Here is a 23,355-nt window from a genome sequence, read left to right on the forward strand (position 1 = left end):
ATCTATTTTTTTTTATAATCCAAATAGCGGGGATAATTTCTCGAAATAAAACACTCTGACTTCTCATAAGTCAGAGTGTTTTATTACTATTTTCAGGTCATTCAATCTTTAAAATGCTGATCAATTGCATCAAGTATTTTTTCACTGGCATGTCCATCCCCATAAGGGTTTTTAGAATGACTCATTTTATTATAGGCCTCTTCGTTATCAAGAAGTTCCCGGATGGCTTGATAAACATCAGCTTCATCCGTGCCAACTAATTTTAAGGCACCTGCTTCTACGCCTTCTGGTCTTTCTGTTGTATCACGTAACACAAGGACAGGCACACCAAAAGAAGGGGCTTCTTCTTGTACGCCACCTGAGTCCGTCAAGATAAGATAGCTTTCGTTTTCCATACGATGAAAGTCAACCACATTCAAAGGTTCAATCAGTCGCACATTCGGCAAATCTCCCAAAATGCGATAAGCGATTTCTCTCACTTTTGGATTTTTATGAAGGGGGTAAACTACCTCAAAGTCGACATATTGTTCAGAAATTGTTTTGATGGCGCGGAAAACATTTTCCATCGGTTCACCCAGATTCTCACGACGGTGCATGGTCACCAAAATCTGGCGACGATCCTTTTGAAGGTGGGCTGGTACAGTATATCGTAAAGCATCAATAGCGGTATTGCCTGTTACATAGATATTCTGTTCCGGATGATTTTCTTTTAATAAATTTTGTCTGCTTTCTTCAGTTGGAGCAAAGTAAATATCGGAGAGCACATCTGTGACTTGACGGTTCATTTCTTCTGGGAAAGGTGAATATTTGTCCCAAGTTCTCAAGCCTGCTTCTACGTGTCCTAGTCTTACTTTATGATAAAAAGCGGCAATAGATGCGGCAAAAGTTGTCGAGGTATCTCCATGAACAAGCATGATATCTGGTGCTTCTTCTACCAGTACTTGATCAATGGCGTCAATAACTCGTGTAGTGATTTGACTTAGGGTTTGATTTTTACCCATGATATCTAAATCGTAATCTGGCTGAATTTGAAAAATATCGAGAACTTGATCCAGCATTTCTCTGTGTTGAGCTGTGACCACGGTTACAGCTTCAAACCGTTCGTCTTTCTCGATCGCTTTGACTAAGGGGGCCATTTTTATTGCTTCTGGTCGTGTACCAAAAACGAGCATTATTTTTTTCATGTCTACTCCATTTCTACTCTTCTTTACATATAGAAGACTTGATTTTTCCCGTTTGCTTTTGCGACATATAAGTTTTTATCGACTTTGTCAATAATGTCCTTCAGACTTTTTTCTTCTCTTATTTCTGAAACACCCACCGATATGGAAACATTCAATAAGGTATCGTTATAGATAAAATCTTTTTTATAGATATCTTTTTGAATATCATCCATTATTGCTTTGACCTTATCCCCCGTCTGGTTTCTAAAGAGCACAAAGAATTCATCACCGCCATAGCGAAACAGCTGACCATTATTATGCTCTTGAAGTAAAGTTTCTTTAATGCCATAACTTATCTCCCGCAAAACATAATCTCCTGCCAAATGCCCATAGGAATCATTAATACATTTGAATGAATCCACGTCAAACAAAGCAATAGAAAAAAGCGGAACATTCTTACTGTCTAAAATTTCCTTCAGGACTTCTTCAAACTTCTTACGATTATAGGTATCGGTTAAAGCGTCTATATAGGCATCTTTCTTTAAATCCGAATACATCAAGGCAATAATACTGATTAAATGTATCGCAATCTTCGCGATAACAAGCACAGCTAACACCTTTCCTAAAATACCGAGCACATAGCTCATTGGAATGGCAAATTGCGAAAAAGCCACTAATATTGCTGCAAGTGTAATAAATATACTCAGGAAAAAGTAGGAAATGTAATATTTCGAAATCAATTCCTTATAATTACAGAGCACGTAAATCACCAGCCAAAATAAAACCAAGCCAGAAAGTACCAAGAGGGAAGATTGGATATCAAAACCGTAAACATGCAAATAAAGAGCGTAATATATAATGAACTGTGGCAATACCTCGTACTCAATATTTTTGGTCGGTAGTGCAACTAAATAAACGACCGAAATGGCAATAAAGACTAAAGAAATATCACTAATAATATAACCATAAGGCGAACCTTGATCAATATCGTTAAAAAGAAATTTAAGTAAAATTATAAATAAAGCAAAATTGCTCGAATACAAGATATAAGCAGTGACTTTATTTCGATCCAACTGATAATATTGAATCATATATTTAGCAATAAACATCATACCTAGAACGGTAGGCATTAAAAAAAATTTTATCTATAAAGTTACTGCCTAATATGTCATCAATATGAATCATCTTTTTTCTCCTTCATTAGAAGCTATGTGGTTTATCATAGTAATAAGTTTGTTGGAGCCATTCTTTTGGAAAACTTGCGAGAAGCTCTTCCACCTCGACCCCTTCAATAACAATCTCCTTGTTAAGAAATTTAATCGTATCAACAATTGAAAATATAAAATTCTTTAACTTCGTCGGCGATAAATAGCTATTAAAATCCAAGGCTGAAATCTTTACACGGTCAATATAATCATCTAGGATGAATAGCGTTTTATAATGATTTATCCCCGATAAAAAATCGTCTAGAGCAATCGCATATCCCAAGGTTTTAAGCGTTTGGATGGCTTCAATCGGTAAGAAATCTTCTTCACTTTGGCAGTTTACGGGCAAGCGCTCTGTAAGTTCTAATCTTAATCTGTCCCTATATTTAAATGTCCTCAAAAATTCTACGGTTTCTTCAAAATAAAGTTCTTGATAATCCAGATTGAGGGAATAAATATAGTCATCCTTACTGAGCTGTTCTTCCAAAAGGATTTCCAACCTTTGAAGGTATGAATTATGAAGCTGATGGTCGGAAACAATATCATCAAACATCTCTGATGGAAAATAACAGCCATCAGCACGCTTGTACCTCAATAACAGTTCGTATTCTTCTTTGTCATTTTGAGTAAAATCACAAATTTTTTGTCTATAAAAAAATAATTCGTCAAATTTCAAGCCTATTTTTCTCCTCAAATATACTGAAAAGCTCTTTCCTTCTGTCAAAAGGAAAAGAGGTTCTCAGTCAATCACTGGTTGAGGTGGGCCATAGAGATAACCCTGCCTCAAATTGATGTCTAATAAATCAACAAGTTTTTCATCTTCATCCGTTTCCACACCGGATACAACTAACTCAAGTTGATATTTATTTGCCAGTTTCTTCCAAAACTTAATGGTTAAATCAATCCATTTTTCTTTATCATTAAAATGTCGCATATCTAACTTCAATACATCAATTAATGGCAGCAAGCGATGAATATTTCGGGCAAAATAAAATTCGGCTCCAAGATTATTGATGGAGAAGTTGATACCATAGGCTTTGCACTTTGTAATTCTACGACTGACACGTCTTAAGATCTTCTTCTTTTTCACAATTTCATTATGAGATATTTCGATAATAAGGTCAAAGGGTTGGAGTGACTCAGCAATCATTTTGATATTCTTTTTAAACTTGCGGCTAAGAAATTGCTCAAGCGTAAGTTTAATGACAACTTTAAAATGTTCAGGATTCGCAACTCTGACACTCTCTTTTATATTATCTTTCAGTATGAAAAAAGGTAAGGTATCAATATTTTGTGGTAGGACCCATTCTTGCTTATCATTTTGTTCACGCAGCACGCACTCTACTCCTTTTATATCATGCGTATGATCGTATATTTTATTATAAAAATAAACAAAATTATCCTCTTGTAAGATATATTTTTTCAAGTTGCATCCTTTCTTTTTACAGTTTATTGATGAAAAATTAAGCCTGACGCTTCGTTTTATCCCATGTATTTTGCGATCTGAAATATCTGAGTGTCGCTTGCGGATAGATTTGACTGAGCACAATCAAAAACTTGGTCAAGTAGTAGGCATCGCTTAAAACATGCCCCCATCTGAATTTTTCCTGAGAGTTTCTATTATACAGGATTGCCCAGACAACATTGATAAGGAAAATGTAGAAGACCATCAATGCAAAGATTATGACAAAACTTTTCACTGCATCGTTTAAACCAAAGAGCAGCAATGTCCCAAATAAAACAACGCCTGTATAAATAACGACCACGTATTCTATCGCCATAAGCCAAGGTTTTATCAAGGTAAAACACAGCTCTAACTTTTGCTTGAACTCTAAATTTTCTGATTTGATAATAGGGAATATATACTTAAAGGTTTGGATATTCCCTTGTGCCCACCGCACGCGCTGTTTAACCAAGGACATCGTATCATCATAGATTCCTGTTTGTTTGATTTTAATGTCATCATATTGAACATTACGTACATTATATATATCAGATAAGAAGAGGCGTAGAGAAAGGTCAAAATCTTCTACTAAGGATGTTGTCCATGGTGCTTCATGCAAAGAGTACAGTGTACTTAGTTTACAAAACTGTCCGTTCCCACCAAAAGCTACGGTATTCGTTTTACTGCGCAAAGATTGCGTCGCATTGATAATCTCGCCAAACTCCAAATCTTGTGATGTATCTCTGTTACGGTTGATCACTTGTACTTTTGATTGTAAACCAGTCAATTCAAAATCGGAGTTAAAGACCAAATTCACCTTGTCAAAGTAGTCTGTGGCCACACTTGAGTCCGCATCAATAATCGTGATAAGTGTTTCCTCAAAAATATAACCTTTATCAATATAGGAATCCGTTATTTTTTTATAGGCCCAATTGAGTGCCTCACCTTTTCCTTGTTGCGCTTCAGGCTGGAATCTTTGAAGAAGATGGAACCTCTTATTGCCTTGAAATTCCTCAACTTCCTGCACCGTATTATCAATGCTGGCATCATCAATCACGTAAATATCAAGATTTTCATAATTAGTATTTAACAAGCTTTTCACTGTGTTTTTGATGACCAATTCTTCGTTCATACAGGGAATTAACACAATGATACGATAGTTCGTTTCAATCTCAACATGACTGAGATCGCTCGTATAACTTTTTGTACTGTAAGCATACCAGAGCAGGATTGTTTCTATTGTATAATAAATAAACGTAAGAATGGAGAAAAATACTGCAAAAAATGTCAATTTACTAATCATGATTTCAAAAATCTCTTTCAAGTAGCTCATGCCCCAGAATTTATTTTCGAAAAGAAAAACCAGTGGCAAGATAGAAACCAAGTAAAGCAGTATCTTGTGGTAAGGCTTAAAGTAATTAGAAAGACCAGTATAGATGCTTTCCATAATCAATGCAATTGCCATGACGATTTGGACAAGCAATAAAAAGCGGGCAACAAGCTGCGCATTGACGTCAGCTTGTAGAACATAGAAAAGTATGCCCCCAAAAATGCTGAGAAGTACTACCGTAAAGCCCCAAGCAAAATTTCCGATACTTTTTCGTAATTTATTAAACAAAACTATGCTTGAAAGACCAAGCAATAAAAGTTGAACACTTAAGGTCAGTACAACTAGAAAGATACGCACATTGCTGTATATTTCAGTTGGAATTTGATTTACCGTAAAGAAACCAAAAATGAGCGCAAGGATAAGATAAAATCCTGAAAGACCAAAGCTCCATCTTTTCAAAGTGGTCAACTCCATTATCCACTTCTTTTCTAGAAAAATTCTTATAAGACCTGTATATGCAATTACCGCTAAAACATTGAAGAGCGGTGTTGGACTTAAACCGTGTCCAATCACAACACCTGTTTCGAGGACAAAAATTAGAAAGAGCATTAAAAACAAAAGCGATGTTTTCCACGTGCTTTTTCTACCACTTTGTGTCGAAATGATATAAACCATGATCAGGATTGGAGCTACGAGCAAAAGAACTGAACTTAAATTTTCATAAAGTGTGTATTGACTTAATGACAAGAGCACATCAAAGGTTAAAGTCACTCCCAATAAGCCATAAATCACCCTCGATACATTTAATTCAATCTTTTTCACTACTAAACTCCCTACTATTTTACTTCTGTATTTTGGCGGGATTTAGAGTATAACTCTTTTAGAAAAACATATTATTCTCTTTCATATGTCTCATAAATCCCTCCTTATTGCCTCTATTATAACTTAAACAAGTTGATTGTTCAATTTAACCATTTTTTAAGTTTAAGAATAACGCCCTCTTTTTTACACAGCTCCCTGTTCTCTTTATAAGCAACGTGATATAATAATTCAGATAATTCATTTTGTTTCTTAGCAAAAAATTTAGAGGTAAAAAAATGAGAATTAAAATACGTGAATTTGCTTATGCTTGGGGAAAGTCAATGTTAGTGGTCCTTTCCAATACCGTTATCATGGTTCCCTTCTTGCTTTTTCTTAGTTTAAATGATGGAATAACTGAACGTTCTGTTTTGCCTTTCGCTTTATACTATACTTGTCGTATTCTTGGCGTTTTTCTGATCCGCGCCATCAAAAATACAATTTCTAGTTTAGAACTTCTTATTCTATCATTATATACAGGCCTTGCAGGCTCTGTGCTTGCTTTTATTGGCCCCTTGAATTCTTGGTTATATCTGCCTGCAGGTATTCTTATTGGCTTAAGTGCCTCATGGCTTCCTACTGCTACAGTCACACTTAATCACTTTCAGCCAAATATGGAAAAGAAAACTTCCTACCCTCTGCTTCTCCTCGCTTTGATTGCTTTATTTGCAGGCTTGACTCTTTCCGGGACTTTGGGACTTTCCTTATCCTTTGGTTTGTACATTTTGTTTTATGCAATAGCTCTTGGGTATGCCTATGAAGCTGCAAGTAAACAAGTCCTCACCAACAAAATGAAACCCGAAACCGCTCTATATCTCTCTAAAAAAGACCTGTTTATTTTTACGGGCCTCTGCCTTCTATTAATCCTCTTACGCGCGGGAAGACTTTTAAGTTCTGCCTTGGCCATCGGGGTTTCATTGCTTGGCTTTAGCTTTTTCTTTGTTTTTCTTATTTACAAGACGCGAAAAGAATACCGGAATTATCAAATACCACTTTACCTCAATGTCTTGACTTTCCTTAACGGGGCAGTTGGTAATTTCCTCTTTCTATTCGGTTCGCTCTATGTCATCAACATCTTTGGTAAAGGTTCAGAAAATCTTTTATTGTACCTGCCTTATGCTTTAGGAATGGTCTTCGCATTAGCGACTTATAAGAAAATCACTCACTTGGTCCCGTACATGGATAACTTCATTTTACTGGGATTAGGACTTGGGTTATTGATGATGCTGGTGCCTTCTGCTCTGAGTTTTAGCTTTTTCTTATTAAGCTATGGTCATTTTCTCCTAAACAAATGGCTCAATAACCAGTATTTCATGGCACTTCATATCCCGGAAGACCACCGTATTCTTCTAAAAAATACAACTCAAAAAAAAGGATCCTTGATTCATCAATTCTTTCTCATTATTTTCCTATTGTTACTTACTGAGAAACAAAATAATTCAAAATCATTTTTCCTACAATTAATTAACCCACAATCACCGCATCTAAGTGCTGCACATATTTTTTACGGGTTAGCTCTACTTTCTATTGCCGGTTTTCTTATTCTCATCGTTTCTTACTTCTATTTAAAACGCCGTAAAATATAAACCATAAAAAATGAGGGAAAATTCCCTCATTTTTTATTTATCCCTCCTCAAGGATTGTCTACCTTAAAGAGGTTTCCGTCTTCGATCCGATAGACGCTGTCACTATTTTTTATCATCCGCGAATCATGCGTTACCATAATAGTGGCTTTATTTTTTTCATGCGCTTCTTTTCTCAAAATATCCACAACCTGATAAGCCCTTTCTGTATCTAGGCTGGCTGTTGGTTCATCAGCTAAAATCAAACTTGGATCATTATAGAGTGCACGTGTGATTGCAACACGTTGACGTTCACCACCAGAGAGTTCCCCAGGGTATTTATCTTGTAGCTCCAAAATATCTAAGGAGTCAAGCATTTCGTCTATTTTTCCTCGATTGATGTTCTTTTTATTTATTTTATCCACAAGTTTCAACTGTTCTTTGACCGTCAAATAAGGAATTAGATTCGAAGCTTGCAAGATAAACCCAACTTCTTTAAATCTTACTTTTGAGCGTTCTTTTTCTGATAATTTATTAAAATCAATCGTATTGATTTTTGTTGTCCCTGTTGTTGAAGACTGAAGCCCCCCAGCAATTGTTAGGAAAGTACTTTTACCAGAGCCTGAAGGACCAATGATTGAGATAAACTCCCCAGCTTGCACCCGTAGGTCAATACCTTTCAAGGCTTGAACTTCTGTGCGCCCCTTACCAAAGCTCTTTGTGACTTTATCCATATGTAGAATATCTTTCATTATTAACCTCCAATCGCTTGAGTAGGATCAATTTTTCTAATCGTATACAGTGAAAATACAGAACCCAGTATTGATACGCCAATTAATATGAGACCATAAATTGTCCAGATAGAAAAATCAATTGCAAACGGCATAGCTTGCGGGAGCACGAAGCTTGTGAGATAGCTCCCACCAAAAGCTGCAACAACACCAACCAACGCCAGCCAGAAACTTTGCCATAAGATGGACTTCATGATAAGGAAGTTTGAAATCCCTTGCGCCTTCATAATCCCAAAGATTGGAACTTTTTGAAGCGTGATAACATACATAAATACGGCAATGATGAGCAGCACAATCAAGAACAAGAAATAAATCATCGCGCTCAGTGTTGTTTTCTGTGCGGAATAACCAGGAATGTTGTTGATAAGTTCAGAAGTTGTGATAACTTTTAATTTATCTGAGCTTGAACCTTTCAAGGTAACTTGACCCGATTTTACAATGACACCATTAACAGAATCATCTGCAGCTGCTGCGTTCATGTTTTTAATTGCAGAAAGCGTAGCAAATGAACTGTAGACGACAGGCGTTGCGGAGTAGTAGGTCGGTTTGGCAATGCCAACAATTTTTAACTCTGTATCGTTATTCCCTACCTTTATCTTGTCTCCCACTTTATAGCCCTTGTCGGCAAGATTTTCTGGGATGACGATTTCTTTTTTGTCCTCCGAAAAATCAGTGCCATCCTTGACATGTGGTAGAATATCGGAGCCTATTGGGAGTGCCATCACCGTAATATTCTCTCTTTTATCCTCTCCCTGGTTAATAGAGGTTGAAAAAACCGAAACAGGTGACAATTCTTTTCCCTCAATATTGTCTAGCTCTGCTTTTGAAATTTGCGAAGCAGAAAGAATATTATTCGAACTGTCTGACAGAACAATCTTTTCTGCATTCCAATCCACTACAGCTTGTTTAAACTGGCTAGCAAGACCAGTTGATAGACCGGACAATATGAAAACAACATAGGAAACCAAAAATATGATTGTTGCAATCAAAGTGTACCTTGTCTTGTAATAAAATATTTCTTTAAGTGATAAAAACATAATACAACTCCTTGAAGAACGCTTCGTTCTCTTCTTTATTGATGATTTTGACTGCCTGAGAGGCCATTCATAATCACTGCGACTTCACTGTCATAGTGTGCAACAAACTCTTGATCACTCCACTCTTCTGCAAAGAGTCTGTAAACAAGATCGTGCACAACCGCTTTAAACACGGAAATCATTGGCGAAACAGGCTCTTTACTTACAAATGTTTGAGGATTATACTTTTTCCAAGCTAAAGTCAATTCGTGGTTCCAATCTAAAAAGCGATATTTATAGATGGCGTAATTTTCATTATGCACAAGTTCCTTTAGCAGCAAATGCTTGTATTCGTCTAAAGCTTTTTCAAGCGGATACTTTTTAATCGCATCTAAGAAAAGCTGATGAAGCTCACTTGTCTCTTGAGACAGGACATATATATAACAATCCGTTAAATCTTCAAAATATTGATAAAAACTTCCTCGAGGAATCTCTAAACTTTGCACAATATTTCTCACCGTTGCTTGATGAAAGGGTTTATCCGCAAACTCTGTCTTACAAGCTGCATAGATGCGTTGTTTTTTTTCTTCTGGAAGCTTTAGATATGTAGCTTTAGGCATTTTATTCCTCCCTTGTCTCCACAAGTGACACAGTGTCACTTTAGGATAAATTTTAGCAGTTTAACTTTACAGAGTCAAATATAGTGTATTATTTTTTCTATAAAAACTGTCCTACATCAAAAAATCCTATAAATAAGACGCTTAAAAATTTACGAGTTGAATACCTTGCAAATGGCAACAAGAACCAGTAGAATAAAAGTATAAACAACAAGGAGGTATTTTTTATGGTCGACAGAGGTACAACAGACAAACTCAAGGGTAACGCTAAAGAAGTTGTTGGTGATGTTACAGGTGACAACAAGAAAAAAGCTGAAGGCGTCCTTGATAAAACAATCGGTAAGGTGAAGGAAGTTGCTGCAGACATTAAAGATGCATCAGAAGATGCAGTAGATAATGTTAAAGAAAAACTTGATCACCACAAAAAATAAAATAAAATAAAAAAGCACTGTATTCAGTGCTTTTTTATTTTATTAAACCTCTAAGCTTGGGAAGGACAAAGTTATTTTAAACAAATCCCCATCCGTTTCTAAAAGGAAATGGCCCTCATGTGCTTCCACAATCGACTGAGCTATAGCTAGCCCCAAGCCTGAACCCGTTGTGTTCCTTGATAAATCGCCTCTTTTGAAGCGCTGTGACAATTCTTGACTATTTTCTCCGAGTTCTTCACGTGAAATATTTTTAAAGACCAATTCAATTGTGCCCTTTTCACTTTTATGTCCGGAGATATAAACTCTCGTGTTTTCCATAGAGTATTTCAAGATGTTGTGGATTAAATTTTCGAACACTCGCCACATCTTATCCCCATCTACCAAAGCCAAGAGCTCCTTGTCTGTTTGCGTAACAAACTTCAAGGAGGAGTCTTCGATTTTCTCAGAAAGCTCCGCCAGTGATTGATCGAGCAGTTGCACAAGATCAATTCTACTTTTTTTCAAGTCCATATTACCACTGGCCATTTTGGATACTTCGAAAAGATCATCGATGAGAACTTTTAAACGCTTTGATTTTTGGTCGATAACTGCAACATACTTCTCCTTTTCATCTTGGGACAGATCAGCATTTCGCAATAAATCAACAGAAGTAATGATTGAAGTCAAGGGTGTTCTTAAATCATGGGAAACATTTGTGATGAGCTCGGTCTTCAAACGTTCACTTTTTACTTGCTGACTTTTGGAAGTTTTCACTTCCTCATTGATAGTTTTAAGATTTTCTGAAACGCTTCGAAAAACAGTTTTCCCCTTGGGCTTCACGTTTAAGACTTCAGCATTTTTCCCTTGAGCAATTTCCTCAATAATTTTCACGGTCTGATTAAACATGGCCAGACGTCGCAGCAGATAAATCGAAATCAATAAAAGATAAATCACGAGCACAAACAAGTAGAGAACAATTCCTTGTCCTCCCCACATCATTGCCAGCAGAAAGCCAAATGCTGCTGCGCCCATGCTCCAGAAAATGAACCAAGCTTTTGATCCTCTAGAGAAGTTATCAGCAGCATCTTTTAAGAGCCTTATACTTCTGGCAAGATAGGTTTGTTGCCAATTTCCGTGTTCCTGTGCCTTATGATAAATCCCCCCACTCACAAGTGCAAACAGGTAAAGCACTAAGAATGCCCAACAGAATTTTTGGAGAAAAGGAAGGAAACTCCATGTAACACTAGCCTCACGTGTAAGTGCCAAATAAAGGAGAGAAAGAATCAAAGCAAGGAAAATCTGCCCGTCAAGCGCTATTTTATCGCAAGATTTAACTTTTTCTAGAAGTATATCTTCTCCTTTTTCTGTTTTCTTCCAGTAAAAAATGAAGGCTGCAAAACTCAAAATACTGGTACATAGAAGCCCAATGGTTAAGTTTTTCATTTCAGTAAAACTTTTAACAGAAGCTCTTTGGTTGAAGTTGCTATTTTTTAATATAATAATTTGCCCTTCAAATTGATTGTGATCATCAACATTAATTTGACTGACGTTGCCCTTGAATAAAGTTTTTGCTGTAGCAAAGGTTTTATTATCGGATAAATTATCCAGATATTTTCCTGAGTTAATTTCAGTCACTTGATAATGAATGTCTGAGGAAAGCTCCTTATATTGTGGCATCCAATCTGTTTTCTGCTGCGCAATTAACTCTTTCTTTTGCTCCTTTACCTTCTCTGTGACGTATTTGTCATCGGTAAATAATTTCTCTACTTCATTTAACTTTTTATTTTGTTGGTCTTCAAGTTTCTTGATTGCTGTTTTGTCCCCAGCTGCTTTAGCATCATTGAGACGTTCAAGGAAGACCGGATCTTCTTTAATCGCACTGACTTGCGAATATTTGTCCGGTTGAGTCATACGATATTCTTCAATATCCTCTGTTGTTACCTTTATCGGTAAATTTGGATTTACCTGAGTATTGATCAGTGCTTCTTCTAAAGTCGCAATTTCTTGCTTGAAGTATTTCGACTGAAAATAGTCGTTAAAAATGTATTGTTCAGCATTCAAAGCTGTAAAAACTAAACTGTTCACTCCTAAAAGAAGCAAAGCTAGCCCAATACTCACAGCAAATTTATTTTTCCATTTTGTAGCCAATGCCCCATACCACCTTTAAATATTTTGGATTTTTTGGATTTACTTCTATTTTTTCACGGATTTTTCTGATATGTACAGCCACAGTATTTTCTGCATTAAATCCCGGCTCTTGCCAGACACGTTCATAGATTTCCGTAATTGAGAAAACTTTGCCAGCATTACAAGCCAATAATTCTGTAATTTTGAATTCTGTGGGTGTTAATTTTATCAGTTCCCCGTCTACGCGCACTTCCTTGCCGTCTTGATCAATGGTCAAACCATGAAGTTGAATGACACTTTCTGCTTTTTCATAGCTCCCTAAGGAGGTATATCTGCGTAGCTGCGACTTGACACGCGCGATTAATTCTAAAGGATTGAAGGGCTTTGTCAAGTAATCATCTGCCCCAATTTGTAGGCCTAAAATTTTATCTGTATCTTCACTTTTAGCACTTAACATCAGAATAGGAATCTGTTGTGATTGACGTATCTTAAAAGTGGCTTCAATACCATCGAGCTTAGGCATCATGACATCCATGATAATTAAGTGGACTTCTTCTTGATCAAGAAGTTCCAGTGCTTCCACACCATTTTTTGCCTGAATCGCATGTATTCCCTCATTTTTTAGATAAAGAGCAATTGCTTCACGTATCTCTTTTTCATCGTCCACAATTAGAACGGTATGCTTCATCTTTTCCCTCATTTCTACTTGATGCCCTCAGTATAACAGAAAGTTATTAATAATTTTTAGCTTGATTTCTTAATACTTTCTTAATTTTTTAGTTTAAAAAGCATAAAATAAAAAAGTACGCATTCAAAGTTGTACTTTTTTTCCTACTTTCACTGCATGATTTTATCCATCTCTGCCAGCACGGCTTTTTCTCTGTTACTGCCTATAACCTTCTTTGCTTTGGCCTTCGCTTGAGCATTAGCATTGGCTACGGCATAAGAATAACCAGCCATTTGCAACATTTCGAGATCATTATTGGCATCTCCAAAAGCCGCTAAGTGTTGAGGTGAGAGTGCAAGTTCTTGCAAAACTCTCTCAAGAGCTGCGCCCTTATTACTGCCGTCAAGGACAATATCCAGATAAATATTTCCACTCGTCACCGCTTTTATTCCTTTTTTGAACCGACGGTTCAACGTTGCTGTAACAGTGGTTAATTCTTCTTCCGGGATAATAGTCGCAAATTTAACCACCGTATCTTCAGGTAACTTATCAAAAGATGAGAGAAGTTCTAGTTTTTCATAATATTTATGGGCGAAAGTTTCAAACTCTTCTGAAACACCCTCTAAGGTATAGGCACTCTTGGCACCACACACAACAACAGGAATCTTGAGTTCTTCAAGTAACTCGAGAACTTGACTTACCTCTTGTGTGTCAAAACTTGCGACCATTTCCATTTCATCATTGATCGTAATGATCCCACCATTTTCAGAGATAAAAATAATATCTTTCGTGTCTGCAAAATAAGATTTTAACTTGAAGTATTGGTTGCCACTGGCCACAATGAAACGGATCCCTTTGGCCTTCATTTTCTGTTGGAGAGTAGAGAAGTACTTTTTATCATAAGTCGATTTTTCATCCAAAAAAGTACCGTCCATATCTGTTGCAATAGCTGTTATCATTTTATTTACTCCTCTGTGTTCTGCATCTATTTTATCAAAATAAAAGCTTTTCCGTTAATTATATTTGCTCTATCAAGTCAATACAGTTGTTTTCAGAAAATAAATTTGTTAGAATTTTCAACAGACTGTAAAAGTCAACTTTTAAATATAGAAAGAAAACAAAAAGGAAAAATACTCTTATATGAAACGAACAATACAGATATTGCTCATTTTTTTTACCGCTTTTTTAGGCTTGATGCTCCATTCAGAACACGCATCTGCTGCAGAATTAAGCCACACCAACTTTGTCGATAGCCTCAAATTTTCAACTACTAAGCTGACACAAGGTCAGACGACTTCTGTCAGAGTTGAGTTTAGTAGCAAGGATAATCTTAAGGTAAAAGCTGGCGATACGATTACTTTCACACTTCCTGCCGAGTTACAAGGCATGACGGAAAACGACGGTTCTCCTCGTAAAATTTCCTTAGGTGAATTGGGAGAGGCACTGATATATAAAGACCGTGTTATTGCTACCTTCAATGAAAAAGTTAATCAGCTTGAACATGTCAAAGGCTATTTTAATTTTGGATTACAGGCAACAAGAACTAAAAATCCTAACGATACAAGTATCAAAACAAACTTAAGTACAACGGCAACAGCTCAAGAAATTACAATTCATGGTGACCCAGGAAATACAGGGGAAATAGGGACTCTTCCTTTCTTTTGGAAGAGCGGTGACATGCTTGGCGAAAAAGGAAAAGTACGCTGGTTTGTTAATGCTAACATGACAAAGGAAGAACTCTCAAGTGATATCATATTAACAGATACGCACGGACTTGGGCAAAAACTTGATACACAATCATTTCGCGTGAGCATTGAAAATTATTTAGGAAATTTCCAAATAACTGGCGATGAGTTTGTAGCCAAAGGATACGGCAGCATACAAATTCTTCCCGATGATTCATTTATCATTACCATTAAACGCGAACATGCGCGCCTAGCCTCTTTTAGCTTCATGTACAACACAATCATCACCGACAATACGGTCAAATCCTTTACCAACACATGCAATGTGAATTACCAACCCTATGGTCAAGAAACGGTTCAAGATCAAGGCACTTCCGATGTTATAAACCTTTTCGCAGATGGTGATGCCAATGGTGAACAAGGCCTCAAGGAAGCCACTGAAGAAACACTCGAAAACAACTTTGAAGAGCTCGAAGAAATGCCTGCTGTTGAAACAGAAAAACCAAACTCTTCTATAACAGAAAATGAGGCCAATCAAACGGCGGAAAAACATCAAGTCGAAAGCCATGTTGCCCCTAACCAGGAAGTTGTGGAAGACGAATCAGAGCAGCTCGAAGAAATACCTGCTGTTGAAGCAGAAAAGCCAAACTCTTCTGTAACAGAAAATGAGGCCAACCAAACGGCGGAAAAACATCAAGTCGAAAGCCATGTTGCCCCTAACCAGGAAGTTGTGGAAGACGAATCAGAGCAACTCGAAGAAATACCTGCTGTTGAAACAGAAAAACCAAACTCTTCCGTAACAGAAAATGAAGCCAATCAAACGGCGGAAAAACATCAAGTCGAAAGCCATGTTGCGCCAAACCAGGAAGTTGTGGAAGACGAATCAGAGCAGCTCGAAGAAATGCCTGCTGTTGAAACAGAAAAGCCAAACTCTTCCGTAACAGAAAATGAGGCCAATCAAACAGCGGAAAAACATCAAGTCGACATCCATGTTGCCCCTAACCAGGAAGTCATTACTGATGAATCTAAAAAAGTTAAAGATGTTCAACATCCTCAGTTTGAAAAAGAAAAACCCATAGCGTCAGAGAAAAAGAAAAGCGAGAAGGCAGACGTACAAACACTGGGAACAAAAACAAATACTTCAAAAAGTTCTACTGTCACTCATTCAGAAAAAGTAGAAAAAAAATCGGGTAATACTTTACCAAAAACAGGCGAGGACAAGGGGCTTATCTCTGTCTTTACTGGATTCTTTCTTCTCTTTCTCTCATTTGTTGCTTTTTCACTACGACGAAATAGACAAGCATAAAATAAAAATGCTCTCGTAAAGCGAGGCATTTTTTATTTTTACTCACAATTTCTAAATTTAAAAGAGAAATTTTATTCAAAAAAAGAGCAGAATTAATATTCTACTCTGTTATAACTACTCTTCGCTACCCATAAATTTAGCAGCTACTGCAGCAATTGCCGCACCTACCAATGGTGCCAATAAGTACACCCAATAGTGTGACAAGGCAGAACCGCCTGCAAAGACCGCTGGACCAAAACTACGTGCGGGATTCAATGAACCACCTGTTAAATTCAAAGCAACGATAATTAAGAATGCTAATGCTAAACCAATAGCAATTGGGGCTAAGCCAGCATTACCATATTTTTCACTCGTAACCATCAAAATAACAAACACAAATAAGAAGGTAATAATAGCTTCAAATAAGAAAGCTTCACCAGCTGTGATATTTGGGAAGTCTGTTTGTCCAAATCCATCTTTAGGAAGGTTCAAGGCTTTAATGAAAATTGACAATACTGCAGAAGCAGCAAGTGCACCTACAAATTGTGAAATCACATAAGCAACACCATCTTTGATTGCCAAACGTTTGTTAATCATCATGGCAAGTGAAACAGCAGGATTAAAATGTCCTCCTGAAACGCCACCTACAGCACAAGCCATAATCGTTACGGCCAAACCAAATGACAAACCAATACCTAAGTAACCAATAGCAGTTTCTCCAGTATTAGCAATAGCTACAGTACCTGTACCTAAAAATACAAGAACAAATGTTCCGATAAATTCTGCAAAATATTTTCTCATAATAAATTCCTTTCTCACACACTATTATAACACCTTCTAATATCGTCTATATAATTTAACGCTTAAAAAGGAAGAAAATTTCTTTCTTTTTATTCATATTCTTAGAAAATGTCTATCTATATTAAACTTTTTAACCTCAAGTAAATCCTCTATATTCACCAAGATTATAAAAATAAAACCCCGGATTTTCACCCAGGGTTCTGAAAAGAATGAAGAAATTAATCGCTTCAGTTCCAACTATAATGTGCTTAATTAACATCTTTCTTTCTTCTTAACTTTGTAAGTAGGAGGCTTAGGAAAGCTAAAAGGCTAAAACCAATTACTGTCGGAAGAGTGTTGTCACTTTCTCCTGTTGCAGGAAGGTTTACACCCTTAGCATAGGAAGCTGGCAAGGTATTTAAATATTGACCACTACTTCCACCAAAGGTTACTGGAACAAAGGTATTCGCTGGAATTTGAAAATGACTTGGCGCACTCTCATTACCTGCTGCATCTGTTGCTGTGATATTAAGAATATCCCCTGGTTTTACACTTCCAGCTGGAAGTATAACGTGGAAGTGCCCAGAATCATCTGTTTTACCACTGCCAACTACATTACCATTGCCATCCGTAATCGTAACCGTAGAACCTGGTTCTGCAGTTCCCCCTACATCATAGCCTCCGTCAGGATTCTTAGTGACATCCGTAACCTTAGGTGAATCTGGCACTGTAGTATCCTTTGGATCGGCTGGTGTTTTACCTGGGGTTGGTGCACTTACATTTCCTGCTGCATCAATTGCGATGGCTGTAATATCTACGTTAGCTCCAATAGAACCTTTAGGAAGCGTTACACTGTAATTGCCAGAACTGTCGGCTTTGGCAGAACCAATGACCTTACCTGAACCATCCTTAATCTCAACAGTAGATCCAGCTTCTGCTTTACCTGTAACGACATAACCTTTTGTTGAATTGCCTGTCACATTAGTGATTGTTGGGGCATCAGGGGCTGTCGTATCCTTTGGATCGGCTGGGGTTTTACCAGAGGTAGGCGTACTCACGTTGCCGGCCGCATCGGTTGCAGTGGCTGTAATGTCGGCATTAGCTCCCACTGAGCCTGGCAAGCTCACGCTGTAGTTACCTGAACCATCGGCAGTGGCAGAGCCAATAACGGCGCCAGTAGAATCTTTGATTTCCACCTTCGAACCTGGTTCGGCTGTACCTTTAACGACATAACCATCTGTAGAGTTTCCTGTGATACCTGTAATTACTGGTGCATCCGGTGCTGTAGTATCTGCATCGGCTGGTGTTTTACCTGTCGTTGGATTACTCACATTGCCGGCCGCATCGGTTGCAGTGGCTGTAATGTCCGCGTTAGCTCCCACTGAGCCTGGCAAGCTCACGCTGTAGTTACCTGAACCATCGGCAGTGGCAGAGCCAATAACGGCGCCAGTAGAATCTTTGATTTCCACCTTCGAACCTGGTTCGGCTGTACCTTTAACGACATAACCATCTGTAGAGTTTCCTGTGATACCTGTAATTACTGGTGCATCTGGTGCGGTAGTATCCACATCGGATGGTGTTTTACCAGAGGTTGGTGCACTTACATTTCCTGCTGCATCAATTGCAGTGGCTGTAAGAGCTGCGTTCGCTCCAATAGAACCTTTAGGAAGCGTTACACTGTAATTGCCAGAACTGTCGGCTTTGGCAGAACCAATGACCTTACCTGAACCATCCTTAATCTCAACAGTAGATCCGGCTTCTGCTGTACCTGTAACGACATAACCTTTTGTTGAATTGCCTGTCACATTAGTGATTGTTGGGGCATCGGGGGCTATCGTATCCTTTGGATCTGCTGGTGTTTTACCTGCAGTTGGGGCACTCACATTACCTGCTGCGTCTGTCGCTGTCACTGTGATATTAGCATTTGGTCCCACTGAGGCTGGCAAGCTCACGCTGTAGTTACCTGAACCATCAGCTGTGGCAGAGCCAATAACAGCGCCGGTAGAATCTTTAATTTCTACCTTCGAACCTGGTTCGGCTGTACCTTTAACGACATAACCATCTGTAGAATTACCTGTGATATCTGTAATTACTGGCGCATCGGGCGCTGTGGTATCCGCATCAGCTGGTGTTTTACCTGCAGTTGGGGCACTCACGTTACCTGCCGCATCGGTTGCAGTGGCTGTAATGTCAGCGTTAGCTCCCACTGACCCCGGCAAGCTCACGCTGTAGTTACCTGAACCATCGGCTGTGGCAGAACCGATAACTGCGCCGGTTGAATCTTTGATCTCTACCTTCGAGCCCGCTTCGGCTGTACCTGTAACAACATAACCATCTGTAGAGTTTCCTGTGATGCCGGTAATTACTGGGGCATCAGGCGCGGTAGAATCCACATCGGCTGGTGTTTTACCTGTCGTTGGAGTACTCACATTACCTGCCGCGTCTGTCGCTGTCACTGTGATATTAGCATTCGGTCCCACTGAGCCTGGTAAATCCACGCTGTAGTTACCTGAACCATCAGCTGTGGCAGAACCAATAACGGCGCCGGTTGAATCTTTAATTTCTACCTTCGAACCCGCTTCGGCTGTACCTGTAATGACATAGCCGTCTGTGGAATTTCCGGTTACCGAAGAAATGACTGGGGCATCGGGCGCTGTGGTATCCGCATCAGCTGGTGTTTTACCTGTCGTTGGAGTACTCACATTGCCTGCCGCATCGGTTGCGGTCGCTGTAATGTCGGCGTTAGCTCCCACTGAGCCCGGTAAGCTCACGCTGTAGTTGCCCGAACCATCAGCTGTGGCAGAGCCAACAACGGCGCCGGTAGAATCTTTGATTTCCACCTTCGAACCCGCTTCAGCTGTACCTGTAATGACATAGCCGTCTGTGGAATTTCCGGTTACCGAAGAAATGACTGGGGCATCAGGCGCTGTGGTATCCGCATCGGCTGGCGTTTTGCCTGTCGTTGGAGTACTCACATTGCCTGCCGCATCGGTTGCGGTCGCTGTAATGTCGGCGTTAGCTCCCACTGAGCCCGGTAAGCTCACGCTGTAGTTGCCCGAACCATCGGCCGTGGCAGAGCCAACAACGGCGCCGGTAGAATCTTTGATCTCTACCTTCGAACCCGCTTCGGCTGTACCTGTAACGACATAACCATCTGTGGAATTTCCGGTTACCGAAGAAATGACTGGGGCATCGGGCGCTGTTGTATCCGCATCGGCTGGCGTTTTGCCTGCGGTCGGATTACTCACGTTACCTCCCGCATCGGTCGCAGTGGCATTAATATCGGCATTGGCACCAATTGAGTCTGCTGGCAACGTTATGCTATAGTTCCCTGAACTATCTGCTAATCCACTTCCAATTTCTTGACCTGTAGCTGGATTAATAATTTTTACTGTATTCCCTGGGTCAGCTGTTCCTGAGACAACATAGCCGGCTTGAGAATTTCCGGTAACACTTGAAATTACAGGTGGTGTTGGTAGAACAGCTAGTCCATTCCAGTAAATATTTGAAGAACTGTCTGATCCACTGAAAAGACTCACATCCAAGATATCTGATTGGACGATTGTACCAACAAATTTTGAGGTAACAGTCCCTTGTGTCGTTGATGTCGTAGGTATATTTATCGTTGTTGGTACATTAACCGTTGTACTTCCTAGCAAAGAAACATCCAACAATTGTTGTGTGAGAACACCTGCATCATTTAAAACAGGGGTTAATACACCGTCAATAGCAACTGTCAAAGCTGTTTTTATGGGCGCCAGCGTGGTATTAAGAGTCGCAGCTGTTAAGTGTAATGTACCCAAAGGGTCACTTCCTGTAACAGTAACATTGAGATCATTAACCGCTAATTTTAAATCTTGTAAGATATTAATCACATTATTAGCTAAAATCGGACCCAAACCTTTGTCCAAGTCAACTATAATCATTGAGCCATCTGGGCTTAGAGTTGCTGCTTGTGACCATGCACCTTGATCAATGGTCATTACATTGGACAATAAATTCAAATCAGCATAGAGGCGCGACGTATCAAATTTTAGTCCTGCTGTACTCGTAACCGTGTCCACAATGTTTGTTAACCCACTCAATGTGTTGTTTAATGTGCCCACTAGTCCTGTTAGTAGTGGAACTTTAGTCAAATCAACCGAGACATTGGTATTTCCTGTGGCCTGTCCCGGCGTTACCTTGCCTCGTAGTTCTTGTGGAATAACAATAACTGCATATCGTGTACCAGATAAGACATTCGTAGTTACTGCAGAATTCCCTGCAATTGTAAAGTTTACATTTTGTTGTGACCCTTCTGGATAGGGGTTAGCTAGACTTGAAGTCGTGTTGTTTGAAGAGGTGGTATCCCCAAAGATTTCTACTCCTAATACAGCAGCGTTGGCAACGATAGGGTTCGGGAAGAGCGTATAAGCCCCAGCAATTACGACACCTGCTAGAAGTACATTTCCTGATATACCGGCTGATAATAAATGTTTTTTTATATATTGACTACTTTTTAAATAATTTTTCCATTTTTCACAATATATCCTCCTATTTTAACAATATTTATTCAACAACCATTTTTTTATTCAACTCCTCCTCTACATCTAGTTTTCATTAATACCGCGAAAACAGGCTTTTCTTATTGACAAATCCGCAAACATTAAAATGTTGTGACTTTTTCCAAAATTACATTATATGAATAATTATAAATTATAAAATTTATTAAATCAAAAGAATAAGCTCGGTAGTATATTATTTTTATATCGTTATATTGTTCCTATTTAAAAAGATGCTCATTGTCAGAAAAAATGATAAAATAAAAGCATATAAAACAATCCTAAGGAGGATTATCATGCCGTTTGTACATGTTGAATTAGTTGAAGGACGTAGTGCCGAAGCCAAGAAAGCCTTAGCAAAAGAAATTACAGAGTCCGTGATGAAACATACCGGAGCACCTCGTGAAGCCATTTATGTCATTTATGATGAGATGGCAAAAGATAATTTTTACCCCCACGGGGAACCTAAACAATAAAGAAAAAAGCTTAGAGAGGGCTCTCTAAGCTTTTTCTTTTTCTCGATTTTATTTCTTATTCATCATAATATCTAATATGACAGGATCCGAATTTTGCATCCCGCTAGAAACATAACGTCCTAAATCATGGATACAATCCTCTACCTCTTCAGAAACAATGCCATTTGTTGCTGGAATAACTACACCTGCCTGAGCCAGTTGTACCGCGCGATACATTGAAGATACAGAACTGACTACTTTTAGTGCACAAGAAAAACCTGCGCCGTCACAAATCATGCCTACTGCGTCACCAATCATGTTCTTAATTGCCATCTCAGCCTTTGCTTGATCTTCTGATTCAAGATAAATCAAACCAGTTGCTGCCCCCATTGCTGCCGAATCTGTAGCACAATAAGCAGAAAGCAAAGGTAAAAATGCATGAATATAAAGAGCAGTAAGATGTGAAAGAGTTAAACCCCTAATAAGTTTTTCTTCACTCACACCTCTATGTTGTGCAAAGACACAAACAGGAACTGTAGCTGTAATTCCTTGATTTCCTGAGCCTGAATTTGTCATTGCTGCATGCTGGCAACCGCCCATCCGTGCATCTGATGCTGCAGCTGTATAAATGACAATTTGCTCTTCCAAGCTAAGCTCTGAAAGGCTTCTGTGGTTGCGTAAAGCTTTACCAATCCCCATCCCATAATCACAGCTTAAACCTTCTGAAGCCAAAGTCATGTTTAATTCTTGTGCCTTTATTAAAATTGAAATATCTTCCAGATTTTGACTTGTTGCAAAATCCCAAATTTCAGCAAAACTGCGCTTTTTTAAGAATTCAACACTGCTTGCTTCTTCATTAGATTGAACTTTTTCCTTTTTAAAAATTACTTCCTTATTTTTTTCTATCCAATAAATAGAAGTATGCCCACCTGCAATTTTAACTGTTACTGTTTCACTCCCTGAAGCTATGCTAACTTCAACATACAATTTGTCTGCGACAGAAGCAACTTCAGCTTTCACTTGGTTTGACCGGGCAAGGCTAATAATTTCTGGAACTATATCGGGAGAAAGCTCAGAAATAACCTTCAATCCAGCTTCGGCATTTCCTGCTAGGGCACCTGCAGCTGCAGCTACTTCTACTCCAGCTTCTCTCGTTCCAGGAACAATCACAGCCAAGGCATTTTTCATTACATTAGCTGACACCCGTATATTTATCCAATCGATAGAGGAATCTTCTAAATATGTACGGCATACTGCAGCAGCATAGGCCACAGCTACAGGCTCCGTACAACCTGTAGCGGGCTTAACACCTTCTTCTAAAACCTGTAAAAAACAATTTCTAATTTCTTCTGTCAGCATAGTGCTCTCTTTCTTTTTGACTTTTTCATTTTAAATTATAGTTCATATCTTTAATTATTG

Annotated in this window: 18 protein-coding genes; 4 read left to right on the plus strand and 14 right to left on the minus strand. The window is 38.6% G+C overall.

Annotated features, from left to right (window positions below; translation table 11 throughout):
- Positions 1 to 101: 101 nt before the first annotated feature.
- From wecB to PYW30_RS07695, 5 genes are all read right to left on the minus strand, one after another.
- Entirely contained in the window at positions 102 to 1,184 is a 1,083-nt protein-coding gene (gene wecB, locus PYW30_RS07675; protein WP_042219662.1) for a non-hydrolyzing UDP-N-acetylglucosamine 2-epimerase, read from the minus strand.
- Positions 1,185 to 1,207: 23 nt separating this feature from the next.
- Positions 1,208 to 2,293: a GGDEF domain-containing protein gene (locus PYW30_RS07680; protein ID WP_042219660.1), complete on the minus strand. Its 1,086-nt coding sequence runs from the start codon at positions 2,291 to 2,293 to the stop codon at positions 1,208 to 1,210.
- Between the two features lie 70 nt (positions 2,294 to 2,363).
- Positions 2,364 to 3,044 carry an EAL domain-containing protein gene (locus tag PYW30_RS07685; protein WP_016170862.1) on the minus strand — a complete coding sequence of 227 codons (681 nt, stop codon included), beginning with the start codon at positions 3,042 to 3,044 and terminating at the stop codon, positions 2,364 to 2,366.
- Positions 3,045 to 3,107: 63 nt separating this feature from the next.
- The gene (locus PYW30_RS07690; protein WP_080719692.1) at positions 3,108 to 3,794 is read right to left on the minus strand and encodes an EAL domain-containing protein; all 687 of its coding nucleotides are present in this window, start codon (positions 3,792 to 3,794) and stop codon (positions 3,108 to 3,110) included.
- 37 nt (positions 3,795 to 3,831) lie between these two features.
- On the minus strand, positions 3,832 to 5,964 hold the full coding sequence (locus PYW30_RS07695; RefSeq protein WP_042219656.1) for a glycosyltransferase family 2 protein: 2,133 nt from the start codon (positions 5,962 to 5,964) through the stop codon (positions 3,832 to 3,834).
- A 275-nt stretch (positions 5,965 to 6,239) separates the two neighbouring features.
- On the opposite strand from PYW30_RS07695, the gene PYW30_RS07700 reads away from it, so the two are divergent.
- On the plus strand, positions 6,240 to 7,586 hold the full coding sequence (locus tag PYW30_RS07700; RefSeq protein WP_042219654.1) for a hypothetical protein: 1,347 nt from the start codon (positions 6,240 to 6,242) through the stop codon (positions 7,584 to 7,586).
- 47 nt (positions 7,587 to 7,633) lie between these two features.
- On the opposite strand, the gene PYW30_RS07705 is transcribed toward PYW30_RS07700, so the two are convergent.
- From PYW30_RS07705 to PYW30_RS07715, 3 genes are read right to left on the minus strand one after another with little or no spacing between them, the layout of a single operon-like run.
- Entirely contained in the window at positions 7,634 to 8,314 is a 681-nt protein-coding gene (locus PYW30_RS07705) for an ABC transporter ATP-binding protein (RefSeq protein ID WP_003134240.1), read from the minus strand.
- 2 nt (positions 8,315 to 8,316) lie between these two features.
- A complete protein-coding gene (locus PYW30_RS07710; protein WP_042219652.1) occupies positions 8,317 to 9,390 on the minus strand; it encodes an ABC transporter permease in 1,074 nt (357 codons plus the stop codon).
- 35 nt (positions 9,391 to 9,425) lie between these two features.
- On the minus strand, positions 9,426 to 9,989 hold the full coding sequence (locus PYW30_RS07715; protein WP_003134238.1) for a TetR/AcrR family transcriptional regulator: 564 nt from the start codon (positions 9,987 to 9,989) through the stop codon (positions 9,426 to 9,428).
- 224 nt (positions 9,990 to 10,213) lie between these two features.
- Here PYW30_RS07715 and PYW30_RS07720 point away from each other — a divergent pair, with 224 nt between their 5' ends.
- The gene (locus PYW30_RS07720) at positions 10,214 to 10,417 is read left to right on the plus strand and encodes a CsbD family protein (RefSeq protein ID WP_003134237.1); all 204 of its coding nucleotides are present in this window, start codon (positions 10,214 to 10,216) and stop codon (positions 10,415 to 10,417) included.
- 42 nt (positions 10,418 to 10,459) lie between these two features.
- Here PYW30_RS07720 and PYW30_RS07725 read toward each other — a convergent pair whose 3' ends face one another.
- From PYW30_RS07725 to PYW30_RS07735, 3 genes are all read right to left on the minus strand, one after another.
- Positions 10,460 to 12,544: a sensor histidine kinase gene (locus tag PYW30_RS07725; protein WP_023889110.1), complete on the minus strand. Its 2,085-nt coding sequence runs from the start codon at positions 12,542 to 12,544 to the stop codon at positions 10,460 to 10,462.
- Positions 12,522 to 13,211, minus strand: a complete 690-nt coding sequence (locus PYW30_RS07730) for a response regulator transcription factor (RefSeq protein ID WP_016170860.1) — start codon at positions 13,209 to 13,211, stop codon at positions 12,522 to 12,524. The genes PYW30_RS07725 and PYW30_RS07730 overlap by 23 nt, the downstream gene beginning before the upstream one ends.
- A gap of 149 nt (positions 13,212 to 13,360) precedes the next feature.
- Positions 13,361 to 14,149, minus strand: a complete 789-nt coding sequence (locus tag PYW30_RS07735) for a Cof-type HAD-IIB family hydrolase (protein ID WP_042219649.1) — start codon at positions 14,147 to 14,149, stop codon at positions 13,361 to 13,363.
- A gap of 235 nt (positions 14,150 to 14,384) precedes the next feature.
- Between PYW30_RS07735 and PYW30_RS07740 the strand changes: the two genes are divergently transcribed.
- Positions 14,385 to 16,181 carry a collagen binding domain-containing protein gene (locus PYW30_RS07740; protein WP_232254540.1) on the plus strand — a complete coding sequence of 599 codons (1,797 nt, stop codon included), beginning with the start codon at positions 14,385 to 14,387 and terminating at the stop codon, positions 16,179 to 16,181.
- Positions 16,182 to 16,295: 114 nt separating this feature from the next.
- On the opposite strand, the gene PYW30_RS07745 is transcribed toward PYW30_RS07740, so the two are convergent.
- The gene (locus tag PYW30_RS07745) at positions 16,296 to 16,961 is read right to left on the minus strand and encodes an MIP/aquaporin family protein (RefSeq protein WP_042219502.1); all 666 of its coding nucleotides are present in this window, start codon (positions 16,959 to 16,961) and stop codon (positions 16,296 to 16,298) included.
- Positions 16,962 to 17,209: 248 nt separating this feature from the next.
- The gene (locus PYW30_RS07750; RefSeq protein ID WP_338150027.1) at positions 17,210 to 21,469 is read right to left on the minus strand and encodes an Ig-like domain-containing protein; all 4,260 of its coding nucleotides are present in this window, start codon (positions 21,467 to 21,469) and stop codon (positions 17,210 to 17,212) included.
- Positions 21,470 to 21,777: 308 nt separating this feature from the next.
- On the opposite strand from PYW30_RS07750, the gene PYW30_RS07755 reads away from it, so the two are divergent.
- The gene (locus PYW30_RS07755; RefSeq protein WP_014025285.1) at positions 21,778 to 21,957 is read left to right on the plus strand and encodes a 2-hydroxymuconate tautomerase; all 180 of its coding nucleotides are present in this window, start codon (positions 21,778 to 21,780) and stop codon (positions 21,955 to 21,957) included.
- Between the two features lie 48 nt (positions 21,958 to 22,005).
- Here PYW30_RS07755 and PYW30_RS07760 read toward each other — a convergent pair whose 3' ends face one another.
- Positions 22,006 to 23,295, minus strand: coding sequence for an L-cysteine desulfidase family protein (locus PYW30_RS07760; RefSeq protein WP_042219498.1), 1,290 nt, complete (start codon positions 23,293 to 23,295; stop codon positions 22,006 to 22,008).
- Positions 23,296 to 23,355: the final 60 nt, after the last annotated feature.

The sequence above is a fragment of the Lactococcus garvieae subsp. garvieae genome (assembly GCF_029024465.1).
Taxonomy (GTDB): Bacteria; Bacillota; Bacilli; order Lactobacillales; family Streptococcaceae; genus Lactococcus; species Lactococcus garvieae.